This window comes from Enterococcus sp. DIV0236 (genome assembly GCF_050558525.1).
In the GTDB taxonomy this organism is placed as follows: domain Bacteria; phylum Bacillota; class Bacilli; order Lactobacillales; family Enterococcaceae; genus Enterococcus; species Enterococcus faecalis.
This window is the reverse complement of record NZ_CP187891.1, coordinates 2,266,138-2,290,000: the sequence shown is the minus strand read 5'-3', so window position 1 is coordinate 2,290,000 and position 23,863 is coordinate 2,266,138. Positions and strand designations below refer to the sequence as shown.

29 protein-coding genes (1 of these 29 cut by a window edge) are annotated in these 23,863 nt (G+C 38.7%); 27 read left to right on the top strand and 2 right to left on the bottom strand.

Annotated elements, in window-relative coordinates; all coding sequences use genetic code 11:
- The 26 genes from bgsA to IGK27_RS10875 all read left to right on the top strand — a co-directional run.
- Window positions 1–429, top strand: the 3' end of a protein-coding gene (gene bgsA, locus IGK27_RS11000; RefSeq protein WP_002356269.1) for a cell wall glycolipid biosynthesis glucosyltransferase BgsA. It extends 576 nt beyond the left edge of the window; only the last 429 of its 1,005 coding nucleotides appear in the window; the start codon falls outside the window, past its left edge; its stop codon occupies window positions 427–429.
- Window positions 430–475: 46 nt separating this feature from the next.
- Window positions 476–1,699, top strand: coding sequence for a cell wall glycolipid biosynthesis glucosyltransferase BgsB (gene bgsB / locus IGK27_RS10995; protein WP_002389260.1), 1,224 nt, complete (start codon window positions 476–478; stop codon window positions 1,697–1,699).
- A gap of 72 nt (window positions 1,700–1,771) precedes the next feature.
- Window positions 1,772–2,662 carry an NAD(P)-dependent oxidoreductase gene (locus tag IGK27_RS10990; protein WP_002356274.1) on the top strand — a complete coding sequence of 297 codons (891 nt, stop codon included), beginning with the start codon at window positions 1,772–1,774 and terminating at the stop codon, window positions 2,660–2,662.
- Between the two features lie 100 nt (window positions 2,663–2,762).
- A complete protein-coding gene (locus IGK27_RS10985; protein WP_002379802.1) occupies window positions 2,763–2,993 on the top strand; it encodes a YkuJ family protein in 231 nt (76 codons plus the stop codon).
- A gap of 389 nt (window positions 2,994–3,382) precedes the next feature.
- Complete coding sequence (gene fabT / locus IGK27_RS10980; protein ID WP_002362455.1) at window positions 3,383–3,823, top strand: fatty acid biosynthesis transcriptional regulator FabT; 441 nt, start codon at window positions 3,383–3,385, stop codon at window positions 3,821–3,823.
- Between the two features lie 15 nt (window positions 3,824–3,838).
- Complete coding sequence (locus IGK27_RS10975) at window positions 3,839–4,804, top strand: beta-ketoacyl-ACP synthase III (RefSeq protein WP_002356277.1); 966 nt, start codon at window positions 3,839–3,841, stop codon at window positions 4,802–4,804.
- 52 nt (window positions 4,805–4,856) lie between these two features.
- A complete protein-coding gene (locus IGK27_RS10970; RefSeq protein ID WP_002356278.1) occupies window positions 4,857–5,084 on the top strand; it encodes an acyl carrier protein in 228 nt (75 codons plus the stop codon).
- A gap of 136 nt (window positions 5,085–5,220) precedes the next feature.
- Window positions 5,221–6,177 (top strand): enoyl-[acyl-carrier-protein] reductase FabK, encoded by a 957-nt coding sequence (gene fabK, locus IGK27_RS10965; protein ID WP_002356279.1) that lies wholly within the window; start codon window positions 5,221–5,223, stop codon window positions 6,175–6,177.
- A gap of 32 nt (window positions 6,178–6,209) precedes the next feature.
- The gene (fabD, locus tag IGK27_RS10960; protein WP_010819607.1) at window positions 6,210–7,139 is read left to right on the top strand and encodes an ACP S-malonyltransferase; all 930 of its coding nucleotides are present in this window, start codon (window positions 6,210–6,212) and stop codon (window positions 7,137–7,139) included.
- A gap of 3 nt (window positions 7,140–7,142) precedes the next feature.
- Window positions 7,143–7,880: a 3-oxoacyl-[acyl-carrier-protein] reductase gene (fabG, locus tag IGK27_RS10955; RefSeq protein ID WP_002356283.1), complete on the top strand. Its 738-nt coding sequence runs from the start codon at window positions 7,143–7,145 to the stop codon at window positions 7,878–7,880.
- 18 nt (window positions 7,881–7,898) lie between these two features.
- On the top strand, window positions 7,899–9,134 hold the full coding sequence (fabF, locus tag IGK27_RS10950; RefSeq protein ID WP_002413621.1) for a beta-ketoacyl-ACP synthase II: 1,236 nt from the start codon (window positions 7,899–7,901) through the stop codon (window positions 9,132–9,134).
- A gap of 1 nt (window position 9,135) precedes the next feature.
- On the top strand, window positions 9,136–9,624 hold the full coding sequence (accB, locus tag IGK27_RS10945) for an acetyl-CoA carboxylase biotin carboxyl carrier protein (protein ID WP_002362368.1): 489 nt from the start codon (window positions 9,136–9,138) through the stop codon (window positions 9,622–9,624).
- Between the two features lie 3 nt (window positions 9,625–9,627).
- A complete protein-coding gene (gene fabZ, locus IGK27_RS10940; RefSeq protein WP_002356286.1) occupies window positions 9,628–10,053 on the top strand; it encodes a 3-hydroxyacyl-ACP dehydratase FabZ in 426 nt (141 codons plus the stop codon).
- A 7-nt stretch (window positions 10,054–10,060) separates the two neighbouring features.
- Window positions 10,061–11,431, top strand: coding sequence for an acetyl-CoA carboxylase biotin carboxylase subunit (locus IGK27_RS10935; protein ID WP_002367303.1), 1,371 nt, complete (start codon window positions 10,061–10,063; stop codon window positions 11,429–11,431).
- A gap of 94 nt (window positions 11,432–11,525) precedes the next feature.
- Window positions 11,526–12,392: an acetyl-CoA carboxylase, carboxyltransferase subunit beta gene (gene accD, locus IGK27_RS10930; protein WP_002356293.1), complete on the top strand. Its 867-nt coding sequence runs from the start codon at window positions 11,526–11,528 to the stop codon at window positions 12,390–12,392.
- 1 nt (window position 12,393) lies between these two features.
- Window positions 12,394–13,182 (top strand): acetyl-CoA carboxylase carboxyl transferase subunit alpha, encoded by a 789-nt coding sequence (locus IGK27_RS10925; RefSeq protein ID WP_002367302.1) that lies wholly within the window; start codon window positions 12,394–12,396, stop codon window positions 13,180–13,182.
- 221 nt (window positions 13,183–13,403) lie between these two features.
- Complete coding sequence (locus IGK27_RS10920; RefSeq protein WP_002356296.1) at window positions 13,404–13,931, top strand: YqeG family HAD IIIA-type phosphatase; 528 nt, start codon at window positions 13,404–13,406, stop codon at window positions 13,929–13,931.
- Window positions 13,928–15,037, top strand: a complete 1,110-nt coding sequence (yqeH, locus tag IGK27_RS10915) for a ribosome biogenesis GTPase YqeH (protein WP_002381381.1) — start codon at window positions 13,928–13,930, stop codon at window positions 15,035–15,037. Before IGK27_RS10920 ends, yqeH begins: the two co-directional genes overlap by 4 nt.
- Window positions 15,038–15,060: 23 nt before the next feature.
- Window positions 15,061–15,372, top strand: coding sequence for a ribosome assembly RNA-binding protein YhbY (yhbY, locus tag IGK27_RS10910; protein WP_002356298.1), 312 nt, complete (start codon window positions 15,061–15,063; stop codon window positions 15,370–15,372).
- A 17-nt stretch (window positions 15,373–15,389) separates the two neighbouring features.
- Window positions 15,390–16,049: a nicotinate-nucleotide adenylyltransferase gene (locus IGK27_RS10905; protein WP_002365150.1), complete on the top strand. Its 660-nt coding sequence runs from the start codon at window positions 15,390–15,392 to the stop codon at window positions 16,047–16,049.
- Window positions 16,027–16,617: a bis(5'-nucleosyl)-tetraphosphatase (symmetrical) YqeK gene (gene yqeK / locus IGK27_RS10900; RefSeq protein ID WP_002356300.1), complete on the top strand. Its 591-nt coding sequence runs from the start codon at window positions 16,027–16,029 to the stop codon at window positions 16,615–16,617. Before IGK27_RS10905 ends, yqeK begins: the two co-directional genes overlap by 23 nt.
- 46 nt (window positions 16,618–16,663) lie before the next feature.
- Window positions 16,664–17,002 (top strand): ribosome silencing factor, encoded by a 339-nt coding sequence (gene rsfS, locus IGK27_RS10895; RefSeq protein ID WP_033606598.1) that lies wholly within the window; start codon window positions 16,664–16,666, stop codon window positions 17,000–17,002.
- Window position 17,003: 1 nt separating this feature from the next.
- A complete protein-coding gene (locus IGK27_RS10890) occupies window positions 17,004–17,744 on the top strand; it encodes a class I SAM-dependent DNA methyltransferase (RefSeq protein ID WP_002356302.1) in 741 nt (246 codons plus the stop codon).
- A gap of 80 nt (window positions 17,745–17,824) precedes the next feature.
- A complete protein-coding gene (locus tag IGK27_RS10885) occupies window positions 17,825–19,012 on the top strand; it encodes a nucleotidyltransferase (protein ID WP_002419391.1) in 1,188 nt (395 codons plus the stop codon).
- An 86-nt stretch (window positions 19,013–19,098) separates the two neighbouring features.
- Complete coding sequence (locus IGK27_RS10880) at window positions 19,099–19,818, top strand: YebC/PmpR family DNA-binding transcriptional regulator (protein ID WP_002356305.1); 720 nt, start codon at window positions 19,099–19,101, stop codon at window positions 19,816–19,818.
- 234 nt (window positions 19,819–20,052) lie between these two features.
- Window positions 20,053–20,883 (top strand): DUF6287 domain-containing protein, encoded by an 831-nt coding sequence (locus IGK27_RS10875; protein ID WP_025191607.1) that lies wholly within the window; start codon window positions 20,053–20,055, stop codon window positions 20,881–20,883.
- Window positions 20,884–21,163: 280 nt separating this feature from the next.
- On the opposite strand, the gene IGK27_RS10870 is transcribed toward IGK27_RS10875, so the two are convergent.
- Together IGK27_RS10870 and IGK27_RS10865 are read right to left on the bottom strand one after the other, a co-directional pair.
- A complete protein-coding gene (locus tag IGK27_RS10870) occupies window positions 21,164–22,108 on the bottom strand; it encodes an endo-beta-N-acetylglucosaminidase (protein ID WP_002382461.1) in 945 nt (314 codons plus the stop codon).
- Window positions 22,109–22,265: 157 nt separating this feature from the next.
- Entirely contained in the window at window positions 22,266–22,847 is a 582-nt protein-coding gene (locus IGK27_RS10865) for a YdcF family protein (protein WP_002359392.1), read from the bottom strand.
- A 121-nt stretch (window positions 22,848–22,968) separates the two neighbouring features.
- On the opposite strand from IGK27_RS10865, the gene IGK27_RS10860 reads away from it, so the two are divergent.
- Window positions 22,969–23,832, top strand: coding sequence for an aminoglycoside 6-adenylyltransferase (locus IGK27_RS10860; RefSeq protein WP_010830658.1), 864 nt, complete (start codon window positions 22,969–22,971; stop codon window positions 23,830–23,832).
- Window positions 23,833–23,863 lie beyond the last annotated feature (31 nt).

Here is a 23,863-nt window from a genome sequence, read left to right as displayed (position 1 = left end):
ATTTGGTTTGGTGATACACCAATGTATTCTATCCCAAAAAATATCCGACAATTAGTTAAAGAAGATCATCCAGAAAATGTTATTTTCCCAGGTTATATTAAAGGAGATGTCATCGAAGGGGCCTATGCGGCAGCGAATCTCTTCTTTTTCCCTTCTCGTGAAGAAACGGAAGGAATTGTTGTTTTAGAAGCATTAGCTAGTCAGCAACAAGTTTTAGTGCGTGATATTCCAGTTTATCAAGGCTGGCTAGTAGCTAATGAAAATTGTTATATGGGTCATTCTATTGAAGAATTTAAAAAATATATTGAAGGCTTATTAGAAGGGAAAATACCTAGCACTAGAGAAGCAGGCTATCAAGTAGCAGAGCAAAGAAGTATCAAGCAAATTGGTTACGAGTTAAAAGAAGTCTACGAAACAGTCTTATCTTAACAAATATTGAAGGCAGTTATTGTTAGATGAAATGGAGGTAATGAGAGTGAAAATTGGTTTTTTTACTGATACGTATTTCCCGCAAGTGAGTGGGGTAGCGACTTCTATTAAGACCTTAAAAGATGAATTAGAAAAGCACGGCCATGAAGTGTATATTTTTACGACAACCGATCCTAACGCGACTGATTTTGAAGAAGATGTCATACGGATGCCTAGTGTGCCATTCGTGTCTTTTAAAGATCGCCGAGTAGTGGTTCGCGGTATGTGGTACGCCTATTTAATTGCCAAAGAATTGGAATTAGATTTAATTCATACACATACTGAATTTGGTGCGGGTATTTTAGGGAAAATGGTTGGGAAAAAAATGAAAATCCCTGTCATCCATACGTATCATACAATGTATGAAGATTACTTACATTATATTGCTAAAGGAAAAGTTGTCCGTCCATCACATGTTAAATTCTTTTCAAGAGTGTTTACAAATCATACGACAGGTGTTGTTTGTCCCAGTGAACGTGTAATTGAAAAATTACGGGATTATGGAGTGACTGCACCAATGAGAATTATTCCAACAGGGATCGAAATTGATAAGTTTTTACGTCCCGATATTACTGAGGAAATGATCGCTGGAATGCGTCAACAACTAGGTATTGAAGAGCAACAGATTATGTTGTTATCGTTAAGTCGAATTTCTTATGAAAAAAATATTCAAGCAATTATTCAAGGATTACCACAAATTATTGAAAAATTACCACAAACTCGTTTAGTAATAGTTGGAAATGGTCCCTATCTAGAGGATTTAAAAGAATTAGCAGAAGAACTAGAAGTCAGTGAATACGTTCAATTTACGGGTGAAGTGCCAAATGAAGAAGTCGCTATTTATTATAAAGCTGCTGACTATTTTGTCAGCGCCTCAACGTCAGAAACACAAGGCTTAACTTATACAGAAGCGATGGCTGCTGGCGTTCAATGTGTTGCAGAAGGGAACGCCTATTTAAATAATTTATTTGATCATGAAAGCTTAGGCAAAACTTTTAAGACAGACAGTGATTTTGCCCCAACATTGATTGACTATATACAAGCAAATATTAAAATGGACCAAACTATTTTAGATGAAAAATTATTTGAAATTTCTTCTACAAACTTTGGCAACAAAATGATTGAATTTTATCAAGACACATTGATTTACTTTGATCAACTTCAAATGGAAAAAGAAAATGCGGACTCAATAAAAAAAATTAAAGTAAAATTTACATCTTTAAGAAAATAAACTGCAAAACTTTCCTCCTTCGTTTATACTGAAGGAGGAAAGTTTTTTATTTTAAGAACGGAGGAAGCTACTATGTCTAAAATCGGCTTTATTGGAACGGGTGTCATGGGGAAATCAATTATTCGTAACATGATGAAAAACAATTTATCTGTCAATGTTTACAATCGAACAAAAAGTAAAACAGATGATTTAGTTGCTGAAGGAGCAGTTTGGTATGATACGCCAAAAGCAATTGCGGAAGCGAGTGATATCATTTTTACAATGGTTGGCTTTCCTTCAGATGTTGAAGGCGTGTATTTTAATGAAACAGGGATTTTTCAAGCAGATCTTACAGGTAAAATAGTAGTAGATTTAACCACAAGTACGCCGACCTTGGCTGAAAAGATTGCCAAAAAAGCAGCAGAAGTGGGTGCTCATGCGTTGGATGCGCCAGTTTCTGGTGGTGACTTAGGTGCTAAAAATGGTACTTTAACAATTATGGTTGGTGGTGATCAAGAAAGTTATGACACCGTCTTACCAATTTTCAAAACATTTGGTAAAACGTTTATGCTACACGGCTCAGCTGGAAAAGGGCAACACACTAAGATGGCGAATCAGTTAATGATTGCAGGCACAATGACCGGGTTGACTGAAATGCTCGTTTATGCAAATGCGACAGGATTAACTTTAGAAAAAGTTCTGGAAACAGTCGGTGGTGGTAGTGCTGCGAACTGGTCATTAAGTAATTATGGACCGCGTATTTTAAAAGAAGATTATACGCCAGGCTTTTTTGTTAAACATTTTATCAAAGATTTAAAGATTGCGTTAGATGAAGCAAAAAAACTTGACCTTCCATTGCCAGCGACGCAAAAAGCGACAGAATTATATGAAAGCCTTGCAGATAAAGGGTTTGAAAATGATGGCACACAGGCCTTAATTAAGCTTTGGTGGACAGATGGCAAGCAACCAACGAATAAAAATTAAAGAACAACAAAAAAATCAAAAAAAATGACGAAAAATCATGCAAGTTAGGCAATGTTTTGTTACAATGGTACAGAACTAGTTTGCAAAAGGAGGCCCACTGATGAAACATTCACAACTTGTGGCGATTATTAAGAGACTGGAAGCAATGATCGAAGCAGCAGATAATGAAGTACAAGTACGCCGCTTTGAACGTGAAGGCGTAGAGAAATGTATTGTAAGTTTTGATAAATCAACAGAAACATTTGAATTAACAGAATCTGATACGCACCAAAGCTATCAATTCGATAACATCGATATTGTAGCAATGGAAATTTACGACTTAATTCAATAATTAATCGTCCTACATTTTAATAAGGGAGTGGAGTAGAAGCACCAAAGCTTCTGGTTCACTCTCTTCTCGTATTATCCAGTCAAGTTGTAGCAATAGCTTAGTGGGAGTTTAAGAATTATATAACAAAAATCACTGGCACTTCTCAATCAGGGGAGTGCCAGTGATGCTTTTTAGTTGCACTTCTTTCCTTTTTCTGTGAAAATAGTTTGGGTATCAAAGTAATTGATCCTTTTTTTAAAAGCCTCGTCCCTTGAAAATGCGCCTTTTTTGAAATATTTGAAGAATATTTCATTAAAAATATAGAAAATTCTCTTGCATTCTTTGCTTATTTACGATATAGTTTGAACATCAAATGTTTTGATAATCAAAGTATATGGATGGTGCACAGAATGGAACCTAATTTAGAAACAGTCAACGATTACTTAGTCAGTGTCTTTAATGACATCTTAACGATTGAAGAATCTGAATTGAAAAAATCACAATTTAATGATTTATCCATTACGGAGATGCACACAATCGAAGCAATTGGTATGTACAAGAAAAAAACGTCTTCAGAAGTAGCCAAGGAACTGTCAATTACCGTCGGAACACTTACTGTAGCGATTAACAACTTAGTTAAAAAAGGCTATGTTGAACGTTTGCGTAGTGAAGATGATCGACGTGTAGTAAAGCTTGGCTTAACCAAAAAGGGAAAATTACTTTTTAGAGTCCATCAGCATTTTCATCGTGAAATGGTTAAAAACATTTTGAAAGGCATGGAGCAAGAAGAAGAACAAGCGCTGTTAAGAGCACTAAAAAATCTTCATGATTTCTTGCAAGAATACAAATAAAAAGTGAGGATCCCCATGAAGAATTATGCACGAATTAGTTGTACAAGCCGTTATGTTCCAGAGAATTGTGTCACGAATCACCAACTGAGTGAAATGATGGATACCTCTGATGAATGGATACATTCGCGAACAGGCATTAGTGAACGTCGCATCGTTACGCAAGAAAATACGTCTGATTTATGTCATCAAGTCGCAAAACAGTTATTGGAAAAATCTGGAAAGCAAGCAAGTGAGATTGACTTTATTTTAGTTGCAACAGTGACACCAGATTTCAATATGCCTTCTGTTGCTTGCCAAGTGCAAGGCGCAATTGGCGCCACTGAGGCCTTTGCTTTTGACATCAGTGCAGCGTGTTCTGGTTTTGTCTATGCCTTAAGCATGGCAGAAAAACTAGTCTTAAGTGGTCGTTATCAAACAGGTCTAGTAATTGGTGGCGAAACATTTTCCAAAATGTTGGATTGGACCGATCGCTCCACAGCGGTGCTTTTCGGTGATGGGGCTGCCGGCGTCTTGATTGAAGAGGCTGAGACACCGCATTTTCTAAATGAAAAATTACAAGCAGATGGACAACGGTGGGCGGCTTTAACGTCAGGCTACACGATCAACGAAAGTCCTTTTTATCAGGGGCATGAGCAGGCTAGTAAGACGCTACAGATGGAAGGACGTAGTATTTTTGATTTTGCGATTAAAGATGTTTCACAAAATATTTTATCACTCGTGACGGACGAAACCGTGGATTATCTTCTACTACATCAAGCAAATGTGCGCATTATCGATAAAATTGCACGTAAGACGAAGATTTCCCGCGAGAAGTTTTTAACGAATATGGATAAATATGGCAATACCTCAGCTGCTAGTATTCCTATTTTGTTGGATGAAGCAGTTGAAAATGGGACCTTAATTTTAGGTTCCCAACAACGCGTGGTGCTAACAGGATTTGGCGGCGGCTTAACATGGGGCTCACTGCTCCTAACGCTGTAAAAAACTGTTCACATATAAATGAAGAAAATGACTATTTTGGAGGAATATACACATGGTATTTGAAAAAATTCAAGCAATTATCGTAGAAGAATTAGGAAAAGATGCTGAAGAGGTACAATTAACTACAAACATTCAAGAAGAATTAGATGCGGATAGCTTAGATTTATTCCAAATCATTAACGAAATCGAAGATGAATTTGATGTGAAAATCGAAACAGAAGATGGCATCCAAACCGTTCAAGATTTAGTAACATATGTAGAAAAACAACAAGCAAACTAATACATGAAAATAGGGGGCTGGGACATTTAATTGCTAAATGACCCAGTCCCTAAAAAAACAAGTAAATAAGCCGGAAAAATCCTTTTTTACTTGAATGAAGTGTACTTATCTTAGAACTAAAGGACGTATAAAATCAATGAATCAACAGTTATGTGAGTTGCTTGGAATCAATTATCCCATTTTTCAAGGCGGTATGGCTTGGGTAGCCGATGCTTCATTAGCAAGTGCCGTGTCAAACGCTGGTGGATTAGGGATTATTGCTGGCGGCAATGCCCCAAAAGAAGTCGTAAAAAAAGAAATTAAAAAAGTTAAAGAATTAACGGAGCAACCCTTTGGTGTCAATATCATGTTACTTTCACCTTTTGCCGATGAAATTGTCGATTTGGTTTGTGAAGAACAGGTTCCTGTCGTAACGACAGGTGCAGGCAATCCAGCCAAATACATGGCTCGTTTTAAAGAACATAACATTAAAGTAATCCCAGTAGTTCCTTCAGTTGCTTTAGCAAAAAGAATGGAAAAAATTGGTGCCGATGCTGTCATTTTTGAAGGAATGGAAGCTGGTGGACATATTGGCAAGTTAACCACTATGAGTGGCTTACCGCAAATCGTTGACGCTGTGTCAATTCCTGTGATTGCAGCAGGTGGGATTGGTGATGGTCGTGGTATGGCTGCGGCCTTTATGTTAGGTGCTGAAGCAGTCCAGTTAGGCACACGTTTTTTAATTGCCAAAGAATGCAACGTTCATCCAGATTATAAACAGAAAGTTTTAAAGGCACGTGATTTAGATGCAGTAATTACCTGCCAACATTTTGGCCATCCAGTGCGTACTTTAAAAAATAAATTAACCGCTCAATATAATCAATTAGAAAAGCAAGAACTCCAAAAAGAAGTGCCTGATTTAGAAATGTTTGAAAAAATTGGTCAGGGCGCTTTGCGCAAAGCTGTCGTTGACGGGGATATGGATTACGGTTCCGTCATGGCGGGACAAATTGCCGGGTTAATAAAAAAAGAAGAAACAGCCCAAGAAATCATTGATTCACTCATGTCTGAATGCAAAGCGATTGTACATAAGATGAATCAGCGTTGGGGCTAAGTGAATAATTTTAACAAAAAATGAGGTGTCGTATGAAAACAGCGATTTTATTTAGTGGACAAGGAGCCCAGTATCAAGGGATGGGTGAAGAATTATATCACCAAGAAGCGATTGTTCGGGAAACTTTCGATGAAGCAAGTCATATCTTAGGTTATGAGATGGCAGAACTTTGTTTTACTGAAAATGAACGTTTAAATGAAACAGAATATACGCAACCTGCTATTTTAACAGTCAGTGTCGCATTTTACCGTCTTTTGCAACAAAAAGGACTAACGCCTGATGTCGTAGCGGGTTTAAGCTTAGGGGAATACAGTGCTTTGGTTGCCAGCGGGGCTTTGCGCTTTTCAGAAGCAGTGGCCTTGGTCCAAAAGCGCGGTCAGTACATGACAGAAGCAGCACCACAAGGAACTGGCAAAATGGTTGCTGTCATGAATGCTGAGCGTGAAGTAATTGAAAAAGCCTGTCAAGAAGCCAGTGCTTTCGGAATTGTGGCTCCAGCAAATTATAATACACCACAACAAATCGTGATTGGTGGTGAGGTTGCTGCTGTTGATCAAGCGATGACACTTCTCAAAGAAGCTGGTGTGAAACGAATGATTCCGTTAAATGTGAGTGGCCCTTTCCATACGGCGCTGTTACAACCAGCATCAAAAAAATTGGCTCAGGATTTAGCAAAATTGAACTTTCAAACGATGCAAATTCCTGTCATTAGTAATACGACTGCCGAAATTATGCCCCAAGAGGCAATTCAAGCGTTATTGGAAGAGCAAGTCATGTCTGCGGTACGTTTTGAAGACAGTATCGAAACGATGAAGGCTATGAACGTGGGAACGATGATTGAAGTTGGTCCAGGGAAAACATTAACTGGTTTTGTTAAAAAAATTGACAAAACAATTGAAATGCACCGTGTGGAAGATGTTGCAACATTAACAGAAACGTTAACAGCACTTACTGGGAGGTAAAAAATGGAATTAACAGGGAAAAACGTATTTATTACTGGAAGCACTCGTGGGATTGGCAAAGCAGTTGCGTTGGCTTTTGCGAAAGAGGGCGCCAATATTGTTTTAAACGGTCGGAGTGAGATTACGCCAGAACAACGACAAGAAATTGAAGCCTTTGGGGTAAAATGTATTGGCCTTTCTGGAGATATTTCCGATTTTGATGCAGCAGGTGAGATGATTCAAGCAACCGTTGACCAATTAGGCTCGATTGATATTCTGGTGAATAACGCTGGGATTACGAATGATAAATTATTATTACGAATGACAAAAGAGGATTTTAATGCCTGTTTAGATATTAACTTGGTAGGAACTTTTAACATGACCCAACAAGCGGTTAAACGTATGATGAAACAACGAAGTGGTCGGATTATTAATATGGCTAGCGTTTCTGGTTTAATGGGAAATGTTGGTCAAGCAAACTACGCTGCGAGTAAAGCCGGTGTCGTTGGTTTTACTAAATCGGTGGCACGAGAAGTTGCGCCGCGCGGTATTACCTGCAATGCGATTGCACCAGGGTTTATCCAAACAGAAATGACGGATGTTTTATCAGAAAAAGTTAAAACACAAATGAATGCACAAATTCCCTTACAAACGTTTGGGCAAGTCGAAGATGTCGCAGCTACAGCGATATTCTTAGCTAAAAGTCCCTATATTACTGGGCAAGTCGTGAATGTTGATGGCGGCTTAGTCATGCACGGATAAACGAAAGGAGTCAAAAGGATGAATCGAGTAGTTATTACCGGTTACGGTGTCACCTCGCCGATTGGCAATGAACCTGAGACTTTTTTAGAAAGTTTGAAAACAGGGAAAAATGGTATCGGACCGATTAGTAAATTTGATGTTAGTGAAACAGGTGTCACCTTAGCAGCTGAAGTGAAAGACTTTCCAATGGAAAAATATTTTGTTAAAAAAGATGGCAAACGCATGGATAAGTTTTCGTTATTTGGCATTTATGCGGCCTTAGAAGCAATGGTTATGAGTGGCTTGGATACCAGTCAACTAGATGTGGATCGGTTTGGCGTCATGGTGGGTTCCGGGATTGGTGGTTTGGAAACAATTCAAAATCAAGTAATTCGGATGCACGACAAAGGACCTGAACGTGTGGCACCGTTATTTATTCCAATGGCGATTGGAAACATGGTGGCGGGAAATATTGCTTTACGTGTTGGTGCCAAAGGAATTTGTACTTCAACAGTGACGGCTTGTGCTAGTGCAACTCATTCAATTGGGGAAGCGTTCCGCAATATCAAACATGGCTACTCCGATGTCATTATTGCCGGTGGAGCAGAAGCGCCTATTACAGAAATCGGTATTTCAGGATTTGCTTCCTTGACCGCTTTAACAAAGGCGACTGACCCAGAAAAAGCCTCAATTCCCTTTGATAAAGAACGTAGTGGATTTGTGATGGGAGAAGGAGCGGGTGTCTTTATTTTAGAATCATTAGATCATGCTCTAGAACGAGGCGCAACTATTTTAGGTGAAGTGGTTGGCTATGGTGCTAATTGCGATGCCTATCATATGACATCACCAACACCAGATGGGAGCGGGGCAGCGAAAGCCATGGTACTAGCAATGGAAGAAGCTGGGATTTCTCCAGAAAAAATTGGCTATATTAACGCCCATGGAACAAGCACACAAGCCAATGACAGTGCAGAATCTAAAGCAATTGAATTGGCTTTAGGTGATGCCGCAAAAACGGCGTATGTAAGTAGTACGAAGAGTATGACGGGACATCTCTTAGGCGCCGCTGGTGGAATTGAAGGAATTGCTACCCTAAATGCTTTACAACATCAATTTATTCCGCCAACCATTAATGTGGAAAATCAAGATGAAGCAATTACGGTGAACGTTGTTTTAAACGAAAGCAAAGAGCATAAATTTGATTATGCTTTAAGTAACTCGCTAGGCTTTGGTGGCCACAATGCAGTTATTTGCTTAAAACGCTGGGAGGATTAACATGCAGTTAGAAGAAGTAAAAGCACTATTAACACAATTTGATCAATCAACTTTAACCGAATTCGATTTACGAGAAGGCTCGTTTGAATTATATATGAATAAAAATACAGTTTCTGGACGAAGTGCCGTAGAACCAGTAGCGCAACCACAAGAAACATCAGTAGCCGCTAGTGGTGTGTCAGCGCCTGTTGAAACAGTTTCTGTCGTTGAAGAAACGCCAACCAATACACCGACAGCCAATGAAAAGACAGAAGAAATTACGTCACCCATTGTAGGAATCGTTTATTTACAACCAGCACCAGATAAAGAGAACTTTGTCAAAGTAGGAGACACTGTTAAAACGGGTGACGTTGTGTGTATCGTTGAAGCGATGAAATTAATGAATGAAATTACGGCGACAGTTGACGGTGTGATTACGGAAGTGTTAGTCAACAATGAAGATGTGGTTGAATTTGGTCAGCCGCTATTCCGAGTTGCTAAAGGAGAATAAAACATGAAATTAACAATTACAGAAATTCAAGAAATTTTACCACATCGCTATCCCTTTTTATTATTAGATAGTGTTGAAGAAGTCATTCCCGGGGAACGCGTTGTAGCGAAAAAGAATGTAACGGTTAATGAGCAAGTTTTTCAAGGTCATTTTCCTGGGAATCCTGTTTTGCCAGGAGTTTTAATTATTGAATCGTTGGCTCAAGCAGGCGCCGTGGCATTACTTTCAATGCCTGAATTCAAAGGGAAAACGGCATACTTTGGTGGATTAGATAAAGCAAAATTTAGACAAAAGGTAACACCAGGCGACACATTAATTTTAGAGGTTGAACTTTTAAAAGTCCGCGCTTCTGCTGGAATGGGTAAAGGTGTGGCAAAAGTTAATGGAAAAAAAGTTGCCGAGGCTGAATTAACCTTTATGATTGGATAGGTGAAAAATGTTTTCGAAAGTATTAATCGCAAACCGCGGAGAAATCGCTGTTCGTATTATTCGTGCCTGTCGCGAATTAGGCGTTCAAACAGTTGCTGTTTACTCTGAAGCGGATCAAGAAGCGTTACACACACAGTTAGCAGATGAAGCCATTTGTATTGGACCGGCGAAAGCAACTGATTCTTATTTAAATGTTCAAGCTGTTTTAAGTGCAGCGATTGTTACCAATGCTGAAGCGATTCATCCAGGGTTTGGTTTCTTATCTGAAAATAGTCAATTTGCTTCAATGTGCGAAGAATGTAACATTACTTTTATCGGTCCTAAAGCAGAAACGATTGATGCAATGGGCAATAAAATAAACGCACGTCAACTGATGCAAAAAGCCAAGGTACCTGTTATTCCTGGGAGTGATGGCGTCATTGATTCTGTCGAAGAAGCGTTGACGATTGCTGAAGAAATTGGTTACCCAGTGATGTTAAAGGCAGCTGCTGGTGGTGGCGGAAAAGGAATCCGAAAAGTTCTTTCAAAAGAAGAGTTACCGAAACACTTTACTTCAGCGCAGCAAGAAGCCAAAGCCGCATTTGGTAATGATGATATGTATTTAGAAAAAATTATTTATCCAGCACGTCATATCGAAGTGCAAATTTTAGGTGATCAATATGGGCATGTGATTCACTTAGGAGAACGTGATTGCTCACTACAAAGAAATAATCAAAAAGTGTTAGAAGAATCACCATCGATTGCTATTTCTGAAGAAAAGCGTCAGATGTTAGGCGAAACGGCCGTTCGAGCGGCACAAGCTGTGCATTATGAAAATGCCGGAACCATTGAATTTTTGATGGATCCAGCTGGCGACTTTTATTTCATGGAAATGAATACCCGCATCCAAGTCGAACATCCAGTTACGGAAATGGTAACAGGGATTGATTTAGTCAAAGCACAATTAGAAATTGCTTCAGGTGAACCTTTAGGCTATACCCAAGAGGATGTTACCATGACTGGGCATGCGATTGAGTGCCGAATTAACGCTGAAAATCCTGCCTTTAATTTTGCTCCTTCACCAGGTAAAATTCAAAATCTCTTGTTGCCTAGTGGTGGAATGGGCTTGCGTGTAGACAGCGCTATGTATTCAGGGTATTCAATTCCGCCTTATTATGATTCAATGATTGCAAAAGTCATCGTACATGGTGAAAATCGTTTTGATGCCTTGATGAAAATGCAAAGGGCTTTAAATGAAATTGTAACAGAAGGTATTATTACGAATGCCGAATTCCAATTGGATTTAATTACACATGACAATGTTTTGACAGGTGACTATGACACAAGCTTTTTACAAGAAACATTTCTACCAAATTGGGAGCCAGAAAGCAATCATTAAAGAAAGAACGCCGCAAGAGCTCTCTTGCTTGGAAAGATCAGTGATCTTTTGAAAGGAGCTGAGCTCTTGCCGCTAAAATACGAGGAGTAAGCAAATGGCATTATTTAAAAAGAAAAATTACATTCGCATTAATCCAAATCGTGCTGATGCAAATGATGCATCAAAGAAGCCTTCTGTTCCAGATAATATGTGGGCAAAATGCCCTTCTTGTAAGCGAACACTGTATACAAAAGAAATGGGTGCAGAAAAAATCTGTCCGCATTGTGGCTATAGTTTTCGGATTGGTGCATGGGAACGATTAGCGATAACCGTTGATGAAAAAAGTTTCCACAATTGGGACAGTGAATTAGTGACAAAAGATCCACTAAATTTTCCTGGTTATCTTGAAAAAATTGAAAAAATGCAAGAAAAAACTGGGCTAGATGAAGCTGTCTTAACGGGAGAAGCAACAATTGAAGGACAAGCTGTTGCAATTGGAATCATGGACGCTAATTTTATCATGGGCAGTATGGGAACGATTGTTGGTGAAAAAATCACACGCTTGTTTGAGCGGGCGACAGAAAAGCATTTACCAGTAGTGATTTTCACTGCATCTGGTGGTGCCCGTATGCAAGAAGGAATTTTTTCATTGATGCAAATGGCGAAAATTTCGGCCGCTTTGCAACGGCATAACAAAGCAGGGCTGCTGTATCTTACGGTATTGACTGATCCAACGACTGGCGGTGTTACCGCAAGTTTTGCGATGGATGGAGATATTATTTTGGCAGAGCCTCAGAGTTTAATCGGTTTTGCTGGCCGCCGTGTAATTGAACAAACGATTCGTCAAGAGTTGCCAGATGATTTTCAAAAGGCCGAGTTTCTTTTAGAACATGGTTTTGTAGATCAGATTGTGCCAAGAAATCTTTTGCGTCAACGATTGAGCGACTTGTTACGTTTACATTCTTTGGAAGGGTGGCGCTAACATGGAAAAGAAAACAGCCAATGATGTTGTTACCTTGGCAAGAGCCCAAGATCGTTTGACAACTTTAGAATATATAGAAGCAATTTTTGAGGACTTTTTAGAATTTCATGGGGATCGTTACTTTGCCGATGATTTAGCTGTAGTCGGTGGTGTTGCTACTTTGCAAGGGAAACCAGTTACGGTGATAGGTATCCAAAAAGGTCGAAATCTACCAGAAAATATTGAACGTAATTTTGGTTCACCTAATCCTGAAGGGTATCGCAAAGCGTTACGTTTAATGAAACAAGCGGAAAAATTTAACCGCCCAGTCATTACCTTTGTGAACACTGCTGGTGCCTATTGTGGAATTGGTGCCGAAGAGCGAGGAGAAGGGGAAGCCATTGCGCAAAACTTGTTAGAAATGTCTGATTTGAAAGTGCCAATCATTTCAGTCATCATTGGTGAGGGCGGTAGTGGTGGTGCTTTGGCTTTAGCAGTCGCAGATGAAGTTTGGATGTTGGAACACACGATTTATGCGGTTCTTTCGCCAGAAGGTTTCGCCTCTATTTTGTGGAAAGATGGCAGTCGTGCGAAAGAAGCAGCAGAATTGATGAAAATCACAGCGACAGAGCTGAAGGAATTAGCTATTGTAGATAAAGTAATTCCAGAAGTTATGAACGGTCAGCCTCTGGAACAAGCAAAAATTAATCGCATGTTACAAAAAGCGTTTATTTCAAAATTAACTGAATTAGCTAAATTAGATACGGAAACGTTACTAGAAAAAAGATACCAACGTTTTCGCAAATATTAGAAGTTACTACTCATCAACGAACTTTTCAGGGGTTGATGGGTGGCTTTTTTTATTTTTTCTTTTATTTTACTTGTTCTTTTACAAGGAACGACCGTCCTTTATAGAAATTTTCAGCAAAATGCAGTATAATACAATAGGTAGAGACTGAAGCATAATTGTTTAGTTATGTTTCAGTCTCTTAAAATCGAAGAAACTACATAGTGTCAGTGAGAGGAGTCACGATGTTTTCAAAATATAAACCGACATGGATGATTGATGCGATTTATAAAATTACCCCCGCACAATTAAAAAAACTGGGGATTAAGGCAGTACTAACTGACTTAGATAATACTTTAATTGCTTGGAATAATCCCGATGGAACAGAAGAATTAAAAACTTGGTTATTAGAAATGAAAAATGCAGGAATTACTGTCCTCGTTGTTTCAAACAACAAAGACAGCCGGATTAAACGCGTTGTTGAAAAGTTTGACTTAGATTATGTAGCACGTGCCTTGAAACCAACCGCACGTGGCTTCAAATTAGCAGAAAAAAAATTAGGCTTGAAGCCATCTGAAATGTTAATGGTCGGCGATCAGATTATGACAGATATTCGGGGAGCTAACGCAGCGGGTATACGCAATGTTTTAGTTCAACCGATTGTCGATACAGATGGCTGGAATACTAGAATCAATCGGTTCTTTGAACGGAAAATTATGAAATACTTATCAAAAAAACATCCAGAAATGACATGGAGAGGCGGATTAGAATGACAGAGGCAATTCATTGTATTGGCTGTGGTGCGATTATCCAAACGGAAAATCCTCATGAATTAGGCTATACACCAAAAACAGCTTTCGAAAAAGGAATGGAAACAGGGGAAGTTTATTGCCAACGTTGTTTTCGCTTAAGACATTATAATGACATTCAAGATGTCCAATTAACAGATGATGACTTTTTACGTTTATTGAATGGTTTAGGAACAGAAGATGCACTGATTGTGAACGTAGTGGATATTTTTGACTTTAATGGCTCTCTTATTCCAGGACTACATCGTTTTATCGGAGATAATCCTGTGTTGTTAGTTGGTAATAAAGTGGATATTTTGCCTAAATCATTAAAAAAACCTAAAATGGTTCAATGGATGAGAGAACGGGCCCATGAAGCAGGATTACGCCCTGTTGATGTTTTACTAACAAGTGGCAAGAAACCACAAGAAATGCAAGAGTTATTAGATACAATCGAAAAATATCGTGAAGGCCGAGACGTTTATGTCGTAGGTGTGACCAATGTTGGAAAATCAACATTAATCAATCAAATCATTCAACAAACAGTGGGTGTTCAAGATGTGATTACGACATCACAATTTCCTGGAACAACGCTAGATAAAATTGAAATTCCATTAGACGATGGCCACTTCTTAATCGATACGCCCGGAATTATTCACCGTCATCAAATGGCACATTACCTAGGTAAAAAAGACTTGAAAATTATTGCACCGCAAAAAGAAATCAAACCGAAAGTTTACCAATTAAATGCTGAACAAACCTTGTTTTTAGGTGGCTTGGCTCGCTTTGATTATGTCCAAGGTGCTAAAAGTTCCTTCATTGCCTACGTTTCCAATGACTTAAATTTACACCGAACAAAAACAGCAACCGCCGATGCTTTTTATGAAAAACATGTTGGTGGCTTATTGCAGCCCCCACGTGCCGATGAAGTCGCTGAGTTTCCTGAATTAGTGCGCTTTGAATTTTCCGTGAAAGAAAAAACGGATATTGTGTTTGCTGGTCTAGGTTGGATTACTGTCACAGAACCTGGTGTAGTCGCTGGTTGGGCGCCTAAAGGTGTCGATGTTTTACGTAGAAAAGCATTAATTTAAATTTTAGAGAGAAGGCAAACAATTTGAAACTTAGAGGAAAACAAAAACGTTATTTACGTAGTCAGGCACACCATTTACAACCTATTTTTCAAGTAGGCAAAGGTGGTTTGAATGACGCAATGATTACACAAATTGATGAAGCGTTGGAAAAACGTGAATTGATTAAAATTACGTTATTACAAAATACAGATGAAGTAGCAGAAGAGGTTGCAGAAGAACTAACAGCAGCCATTCATTGCGATGTGGTACAAATTATTGGTCGCGTGTTGGTCTTATTCAAGCCATCAAGTAAAGAAAAATATCAAAAAATTTCAGCAGCAGTCAAAGAGATTTAATATTGGAGGGATGAACAATGGGAGAAAAAAGACAAGCGCGTCAAGGAGCGGACGTTCTCTTGCAAGAGGAACCGTTACGTTTTCAAACAAGAAAGCAAGTCGGCTTGTTAGGTGGTAATTTTAATCCCGTTCATTTAGCACATCTTGTCATGGCCGATCAAGTTCAAAATCAACTAGGTTTGGACAAAGTTTACTTAATGCCTACGTACTTACCACCACATGTAGACGAAAAGAAAACAATTAGCAGCGAACATCGGTTAGCAATGTTAGAACTAGCGGTGGCTGATAATCCCTGCTTAGATATTGAGCCAATTGAATTAATTCGCAAAGGCAAAAGTTACACGTATGATACAATGAAAGCCTTAAAAGAAGCCAATCCAGATACTGATTATTATTTTATAATTGGTGGAGATATGGTGGAATACTTGCCCAAATGGCATCGGATTGATGACTTACTCCATTTAGTTCAATTTGTCGGCATTCGGCGTCCTAATTATCCAACGGAATCTACCTATCCAATTATTTGGGTCGATGTTCCGCAGATGGCGATTAGTTCCACTTTGATTAGACAAAAAGTCAAAAGTGGTTGCTCAACACGCTATCTTCTTCCAGAGAATGTGATAAACTATATTCAAGAGAAGGGACTGTATCAAGATGAGCTGGATAACAAATTATGATGCTGCACAACGTGAATTATTAATGCAAAAAGTTCAAATGCAAATGAGTGAACGTCGTTTTCGCCATGTGTTAGGAGTCGAGGAAACAGCTGTGGCCTTGGCAGCGAAATATGGTGCCGATGAAGCGAAAGCCAGTATTGCTGCTTTGACGCATGATTACGCCAAAGAACGTCCAAACGATGAATTCGAGTTGATTATTCGCCGAGATGGTTTTGATTTGGCTTTATTAAACTATGGCAATGAAATTTGGCATGGCTTAGTTGGGGCGGATATTGTTCAACGGGAATTAGCCATTGATGACGAAGAAATCTTGCAGGCAATTCGTGTGCATACAACTGGGGCTGCTAAGATGAGCTTGCTAGATAAAATTATTTATGTCGCAGATTACATTGAACCAGGACGTGATTTTCCAGGTGTGAAAGAAGCCCGTGAAATTGCCCTTGTTGACTTAGATGCAGCGGTTGCTTATGAAACGAAACATACCTTGTTACATTTGATTGAACAAGAACATAAAATTTATCCAAAAACGTTAGAGACCTACAATCAATGGGTCGTTAATCAAAAATAAAAGAAGAAAGAATTACTAGGAGGGAACTATCATAGATAGCCAGAAAATTTTAGAAATTGCTGTCAAAGCAGCAGATTCAAAACGAGCAGAAGAAATTGTCGCATTAGACGTAAGAGAGATTTCATTATTAGCAGATTATTTTTTAATTTGCCAAGCCAATAGTGAACGTCAAATCAATGCGATTGTTGATGAAATTAACGAACAAGAAGCCAAAAATCAAGTAGAAGTCAAACGTGTGGAAGGTAAAGAAGGCGGAAAATGGATTTTAATCGATTTAGGCGATGTTATTGTCCATGTATTCCAATCTTCAGAACGTGCCTTTTACAACTTAGAAAAATTATGGTCAGATGCCCCAATGATTGATCTAAGCGCTTGGGTCGACTAAAATGGCCTATGAAACGTTTGCTTTCGTCTATGACGAAGTGATGGACGAAAGCCTATACCAAAAATGGTTGGATTTTTCCAATCGTCATCTCCCACAAGGAACCCAACAAATTCTTGAAATGGCTTGTGGTACAGGCGCTTTAGCAGTTGATTTCGCGAAAAGTGGTTACGATGTGACGGCCTTAGACTTATCAGAAGAAATGTTGATGATTGCTAGTGAACGGGCCTTTGAAGAAGAAGTGCCAGTTCAATTTGTTCAGGGAAATATGCTAGATTTATCTGAAGTGGGACAATACCAAGCCATCACTTGTTTTTCTGATTCACTGTGCTATATGGCTAATCGCCAAGAAGTACAACAAGTGTTCGATGAAGTTTATCAAGCGTTAGAAGAGGAAGGAACGTTCATTTTTGATGTTCATTCTACTTACAAAATTGATTCAGTTTTTCCAGAATATAGCTATCATTATCAAACAGAAGAATTTGCTTTTCTATGGGATAGTTACGCTGGTGAAAAAGAACACAGCATCGAACATTTCTTAACATTTTTTGTGAAAGAACAGGAAACAGATGAGCACTTTGTTCGGTATGATGAATTGCATCAAGAACGAACCTATTCGTTAGATAACTATTTACGAATGTTAGAAAGTGCTGGTTTCATGAACGTCAAAGTTTATGCAGACTTTACAGATGAAGCACCAACTGAAACAAGTGAACGCTGGTTCTTTGTTTGTCAAAGAGATTAATAATATTTGGCTTATGAGCTTGGGACAGCGCTTAAAAACGTTTGTCTCTTTGCTGATAAGTCCATTTTTTTATAACGGAGGTGGCTAGAGTGAAAGCCTGTGGCATTATCGTGGAATATAATCCCTTTCATAATGGACATCGCTATCATGCCCAACAAGCTCGCCAACAAAGCGGAGCTGAAGTAGTGATTGCTATAATGAGTGGAAATTTTTTACAAAGAGGAGAACCAGCCTTACTAGATAAGTGGGCCAGAGCAGAAGAAGCTTTGCAAAATGGTGTGGATTTAGTCATTGAATTGCCGACAGCTTGGTCGGTACAGTCTGCGGATTACTTTGCCAAAGGCGGTATAAAGTTATTGCAGGCGTTGCAATGTGAGAGCTTATGTTTTGGAACAGATAGTACAAGCGCAATTGATTATGCGGCTTTCGGCCAGTTTGTCCAAGAAAATCAATCCTTAATTGATCAAACGTTCCACGCATTGACAGACAAACAATTGAGTTATCCACAAAAAATGACTGCTGTTTTTCGTCAAGTATATCCTGAAAGCAGGTTCGATTTTTCTTCGCCTAATCATATTTTGGGGATGAGTTATGCAAAGGAAAATGCCACGTATCCAACCCCGATGACGCTCTACCCAATTGCTAGAAAACAAGCGGGCTTTCATGATGCAACGATTTCTGGGAAAGTTGCTAGCGCCACGGCGATTAGGCAAAGTGTTTTTCAACAAGAAATAACGCAAGTGCTGCCAACGGTTCCTTCTATAACCGCACAACATTTACAAACACAAGCAATGATTTCATGGGAAAACTACTGGCCCTTCCTAAAGTATAAAATTGTTCAATCCTCGTTAGAAGAGTTACAAGCCATTTACCAAATGACGGAAGGACTTGAATATCGACTAAAAGATCAAATCCAAGCAGCAGGTTCTTTTCACGAATTAATGGAACGTATGAAGACGAAGCGTTATACTTGGACAAGATTGCAACGATTAGCAACCTATATATTGTTAAATATGACCAAAGAAGAAGTTGAAACTGTTTGGCAAAACAGTTATCTCCATGTGCTAGGATTTACGCCAAAGGGACAAGCTTATCTAAAAGAAACCAAAGCACAGATTCAATTGCCGGTAATTTCCAAAGTATCTAAAGAAAACCGCGCAATGCTTTCGTTAGATATTCGCGCCAATCAACTATACCAGATGGGAGATTCTTCTTTAAAAGAACAAAATTTTGGTCGGTTTCCCTTACGATTTTCGCCAGATACCTAAAAAATACTTAACAAAAATCAGTTTCCCCAGTATAATAAACAAGGGATAAGATACTAACAACAAATCAGAGAAAGCGAAGTGAGAATATGGGCCGTAAATGGGCAAATATTAAAGAGAAAAAAGCTGCCAAAGACGCAAACAATAGCCGTGTTTATGCAAAATTCGGGATTGAAATTTACGTAGCAGCGAAGTCAGGAGACCCTGATCCTCATGCAAACCAAAAATTACGGTTTGTAATCGAACGCGCCAAAACATATAATGTACCAAAACATATTATTGATCGCGCTATTGAAAAAGCAAAAGGTTCAGCAGATGAACAATATTCTGAATTACGCTATGAAGGATTTGGGCCAAATGGTTCAATGGTCATTGTTGATGCTTTAACAAACAACGTGAACCGAACAGCAGCAGATGTGCGGGCCGCATTTGGTAAAAACGGCGGAAACATGGGTGTCAGCGGTGCTGTTTCCTACATGTTTGATAATACAGGTATCATTGGCTTTGCTGGTGACGATGCGGATGAAATTTTAGAATACTTAATGGAAAAAGACATTGATGTTCGCGATGTTGTTGAAGAAGACGGTCAAATTATCGTTTACACAGAACCAGAAGATTTCCACCATGCACAAGAAGCGTTAAAAGAAAAAGGCATTGAAGAATTCACGGTTACTGAGTTAGAAATGGTTCCACAAAACGAAGTAACATTAGAAGGCGACGATTTGGCGAACTTTGAAAAAATGTTAGACGTTTTAGAAGATTTAGAAGATGTTCAAAAAGTTCATCATAATGTAGATTTACCTGAATAATCCATTTGTTCGTTTGTTTTAAGATTTAGAAAGTGAGCCATCGGTCATTTTGACTGATGGCTCACTTTTTTTCATATAATATATAGAAAAAAGAAAGTTGATTGATAAGTCCATGTGACACAAAGCATTCAATGACAGGTTCAACTTTTGTCTGTTCCATAAATATTTGTCTAAACAGTTGAATTAATAGTACAATAGTCTAGTAAGATAGATCATTGAACGGGGTGAATAGGCGTGAAAAAGGGAATGTTAGCGTTTTTTGTCGGGCTAGCGGTTTTATCATTAACTGCTTGTCGGGAACCAAAAGAAAAGAAAGTAACCGCTTCAACGGAGGCATCCTCTAAAGTTGAAGAGACGAATGAAAAAACCAGTGAAACAATTGATAAGACAAACGAACAAGCGAGCCACAGTGTCGAGTCTAACGAATCAGTGAAAAATGAAGAGTCCACAGCTGATGAAGACAACAGTCAGCTAACTGTAGCTGATTTAGATACTACAGCGATTAATGCTGGCGATTTTACTACTTTAGTTGGAACATGGAAAAATGGTAAAGGAGAGAGTTTGATCATTCATCCTGATGGTAGTACAAATACCGGAGGAATGATTACGAAGGATTCACCTACTGATGAGTCGCGACCAATTACAAGCTTAAGTATTAGGTGGGGGCCTACTGGTGCTGCGTTATTATTATATAAAATTGGTGTTGAAAATCCTAACGGCGACCAATCGGATAAGACGAAACCGCGATTGTTAATTACTCAAGATAGTGGAAATTATCCTGCGGAAGAGTATTACTATCGTTCTTCTGAAGAGGAAAATCAAGACCAAAATGAAGAGGCAAAAATCATCGATACACAAGAAAAAGCAGAGACATATATTAGAAAGACACTGACTGATGCAGAAAATAATGATACGAACCTTGGATTTTTGGGTATGAATGGAAATGACTTCTTTTTTAGAGCCCAATCGAAACAGATGGTTGCAAATGGAGGGACAGGGACTGTCGGTTTTTACAGAGTATCACCACAAGGAGCAGTCAGAATAACGGATGCACGAGGCAACTAAAGATAGTCTCGTGGCAATCTATTTAATTCCTATAAAAGTAGCAAAATAAGAATGAAATGATCACAAAATCTTCACATTTAGTTTGTAAGATATAAGCATATCAACAAACAACCTTAACAACACAAAACACTTTTTCATTTTTAACTCCTTTCCCGTCCTTACCCAAAGGGCGGGTCTTTTTTATGTTCAAAACGATTCGCTCAAGATACCAAAAAGCCAGCTTGTAGTAAGCTGGCTTTTAACTCTTTACATGTTGGCGCTTGTAGACACGAGATAATAATTAAGGTGTTGGAACAGTTGGTGAATAGTTCGTTTTTCGACCATAAAGTTCTTGTGTCGCCGCCGAGATATACGCAGATGAATCTTTTCCTGGGAGGTTATACATTAGATAAATACCATATTGCTCCGCTTTTGTACGTTTAGCATATTGCGCAGCTAGATTTTGATTGACACCAACTTCAACGGCAGAAGCACCTAAACGAGAAGCAGGCATCCCCGCAATTTGTGGCGGATTCCAGGTACTATAATAAGGGTTCCAAGCATAATCAATTAAAGAACTCATTTGAGGATTAGCTGAAGAGTTCGCAGCCGCTGGTCCAATATTATAAAAAGTAATTAATTTATCATTGCCTAAGCGATTTCTTAAGGCTTGAAGTAACCAAATGAACGAAGAATTATTTGGTTGAGGCGTCCCATTTTTTCCGTATTCAGCATACTCATCATCAAAATCAATACCATCTAAATGATACGTATTAACGACTTGTTCTAATTGAGCTGCAAAGGCATCCGCACTTTCGTAAGTTGGGAAATTAGCAAAGCCAGCACCTTCATGGTTGCCTAAAATAGACAATAGGACTTTAGTGCCGCGTGCTTGAACTGGACGAATTTGTGTTTCAGCTTCGTTTAAAGTTTGTTGGACCCGTTCATTTAGATATAAGTAAGGTTTTTTATTGACCGTGTCATAATTAATATTGGCTGCAAAAATAATCCCCATATCAAAAGCAGGTTGATTGGTTCCAGCTAAAGTATATTTTCCCACATTGTTAAAATCGTGGTTGTTTACTTCTACATACATGACTGTTTTAGGTGTAACAGTTGATGCTGCTTGTACTTCAAATGCAGGTAGTGCAAACAGTAAACCACCGACTAAAAGTATCAAACTTAAAAAAGTTGAAATAATCCCTGTTTTCTTGTTAAAAAAATGAGTGCTCAATTGATGCCCCATAACTTTCTCCTCCTATAAAATAAATATTATTTGTAAGCGCTAACAAAGATATGTTATCATTTTTATAATTTAAACACAAGAAGAAGAGAACAAAAGTGAGCAAATCCACAGAATATAAAAGCGTCCTTCGCAAAATGGTCTTGCGAAGGACGCTCTTTTACCAATCAAAGAGTAAGGCATAGCCTAAAGAAAGCAGCTCTCGACCAAAATTTTTGATATCTTTTGGAAAAGAAGAAGCCGCAGTGATGCCTGAAACATTTGAGATGCCTGCTCGCTTGGCTAAAAGTTGCGAGCGATACATGTGAAAGTCACTAGTAACAATCACTAGCCGTTTAAAAGAAAGGAGTTTTTGTGAATTGACAATATTTTCTTTGGTGCGTGTGGCACGATTTTCTAAGAGAATCTGTTTTTCTGGAACACCTTTATTTAGCAAGTATTGTTTCATAACCGCGGCTTCCGTAGCCGGCTCATCTGCTCCTTGCCCTCCGCTAACAATAACGGGTGTCTCGGGGTGTTGTTTAATATAGGGGATAGCCACATCTAACCGAGCTTGCAAAACACGGCTGGGCAGTGCGGTTTCTTTAGACGTCCCTAAAACACGGGCCCCTAAAATTAAAATAGCATCTGGTTTATCGGTGGGTTGCGTATTTTTGCCAGTAAAAATAAGTAGACCTAAAATCAAAAGAATACAAAAGCCAAAACTGACAATGGATAAACTTGTTATTTTTAACCAATGCATGAAACATCCCTCCTTGTAATGTTAGTGTATACGAAGTACCATAGAAAAAGCGATAGAAAACAAAAGACTTATAAAAAAATCTATGTTTTAATAGAAACTTTTGAAGAGAGGGAGCGAGTGAATGCGTACAGAAGAAGAAATGTTTCAACTTATTATGGATGTAGCAAAACAAGAAGAACACATTCGAGCCGTGGGAATGGTGGGTTCTCGCACGAATGTGAAAGCGCCAAAAGATAGTTTTCAAGATTTCGACATTGTTTATATTGTAGAACCATGTGCTGAGTTTTTTGAAACAGCAACGTGGACAGCAAAATTTGGTCAACCATTAATTATGCAACGTCCCAAGGAAATGACCTTATTTCCCACAGAACCGAAGACGCGGGAAACATTTTTAATGTTATTTGAAGATGGTCAACGTATCGATTTAACGTTGTGTCCTCTCGCAGAAAAAGATAATTGGCATGAAGGCGATTCTTTAGCAATTATCTTGTTAGACAAAGATGAAAGTTTGCCGCCTTTACCTGTAGCATCTGATAAAAATTATACAGTAACAGTTCCGAATCAGCAGCAGTTTAACGATTGTTGCAATGAATTTTGGTGGGTTAGTACGTATGTAGTTAAGGGGCTTTGTCGGAATGAACTATTTTACGCTGTCACACATCTCTATGAATATTGTCAGCAGGAACTGTTGCGCTTGCTTTCTTGGCAAGCGGCTTGGCAGGAACCGGAGCCAATTTCTGTTGGGAAACAATTTAAGTATCTGAAAAATTATGTCACTCCTGACACGATGGATCAATTAGCATCGTTGCTGGATTTTTCTAGTAAAGAAGCTTGTTGGAACAGCTTAATAAAGACACAAGCCTTTTTTGACGTCGTCGCTCAGGATTTTGCTAAAATGGCCCAGTTTACGTATCATTTACAAGAAGCAAAAAAAGTCACAGAGTATACAAATTCTTTAAGATTAAAGGATTTACAAGGAAAATAAGCTGAAAACAACGTAAAAATAGTGTATAATT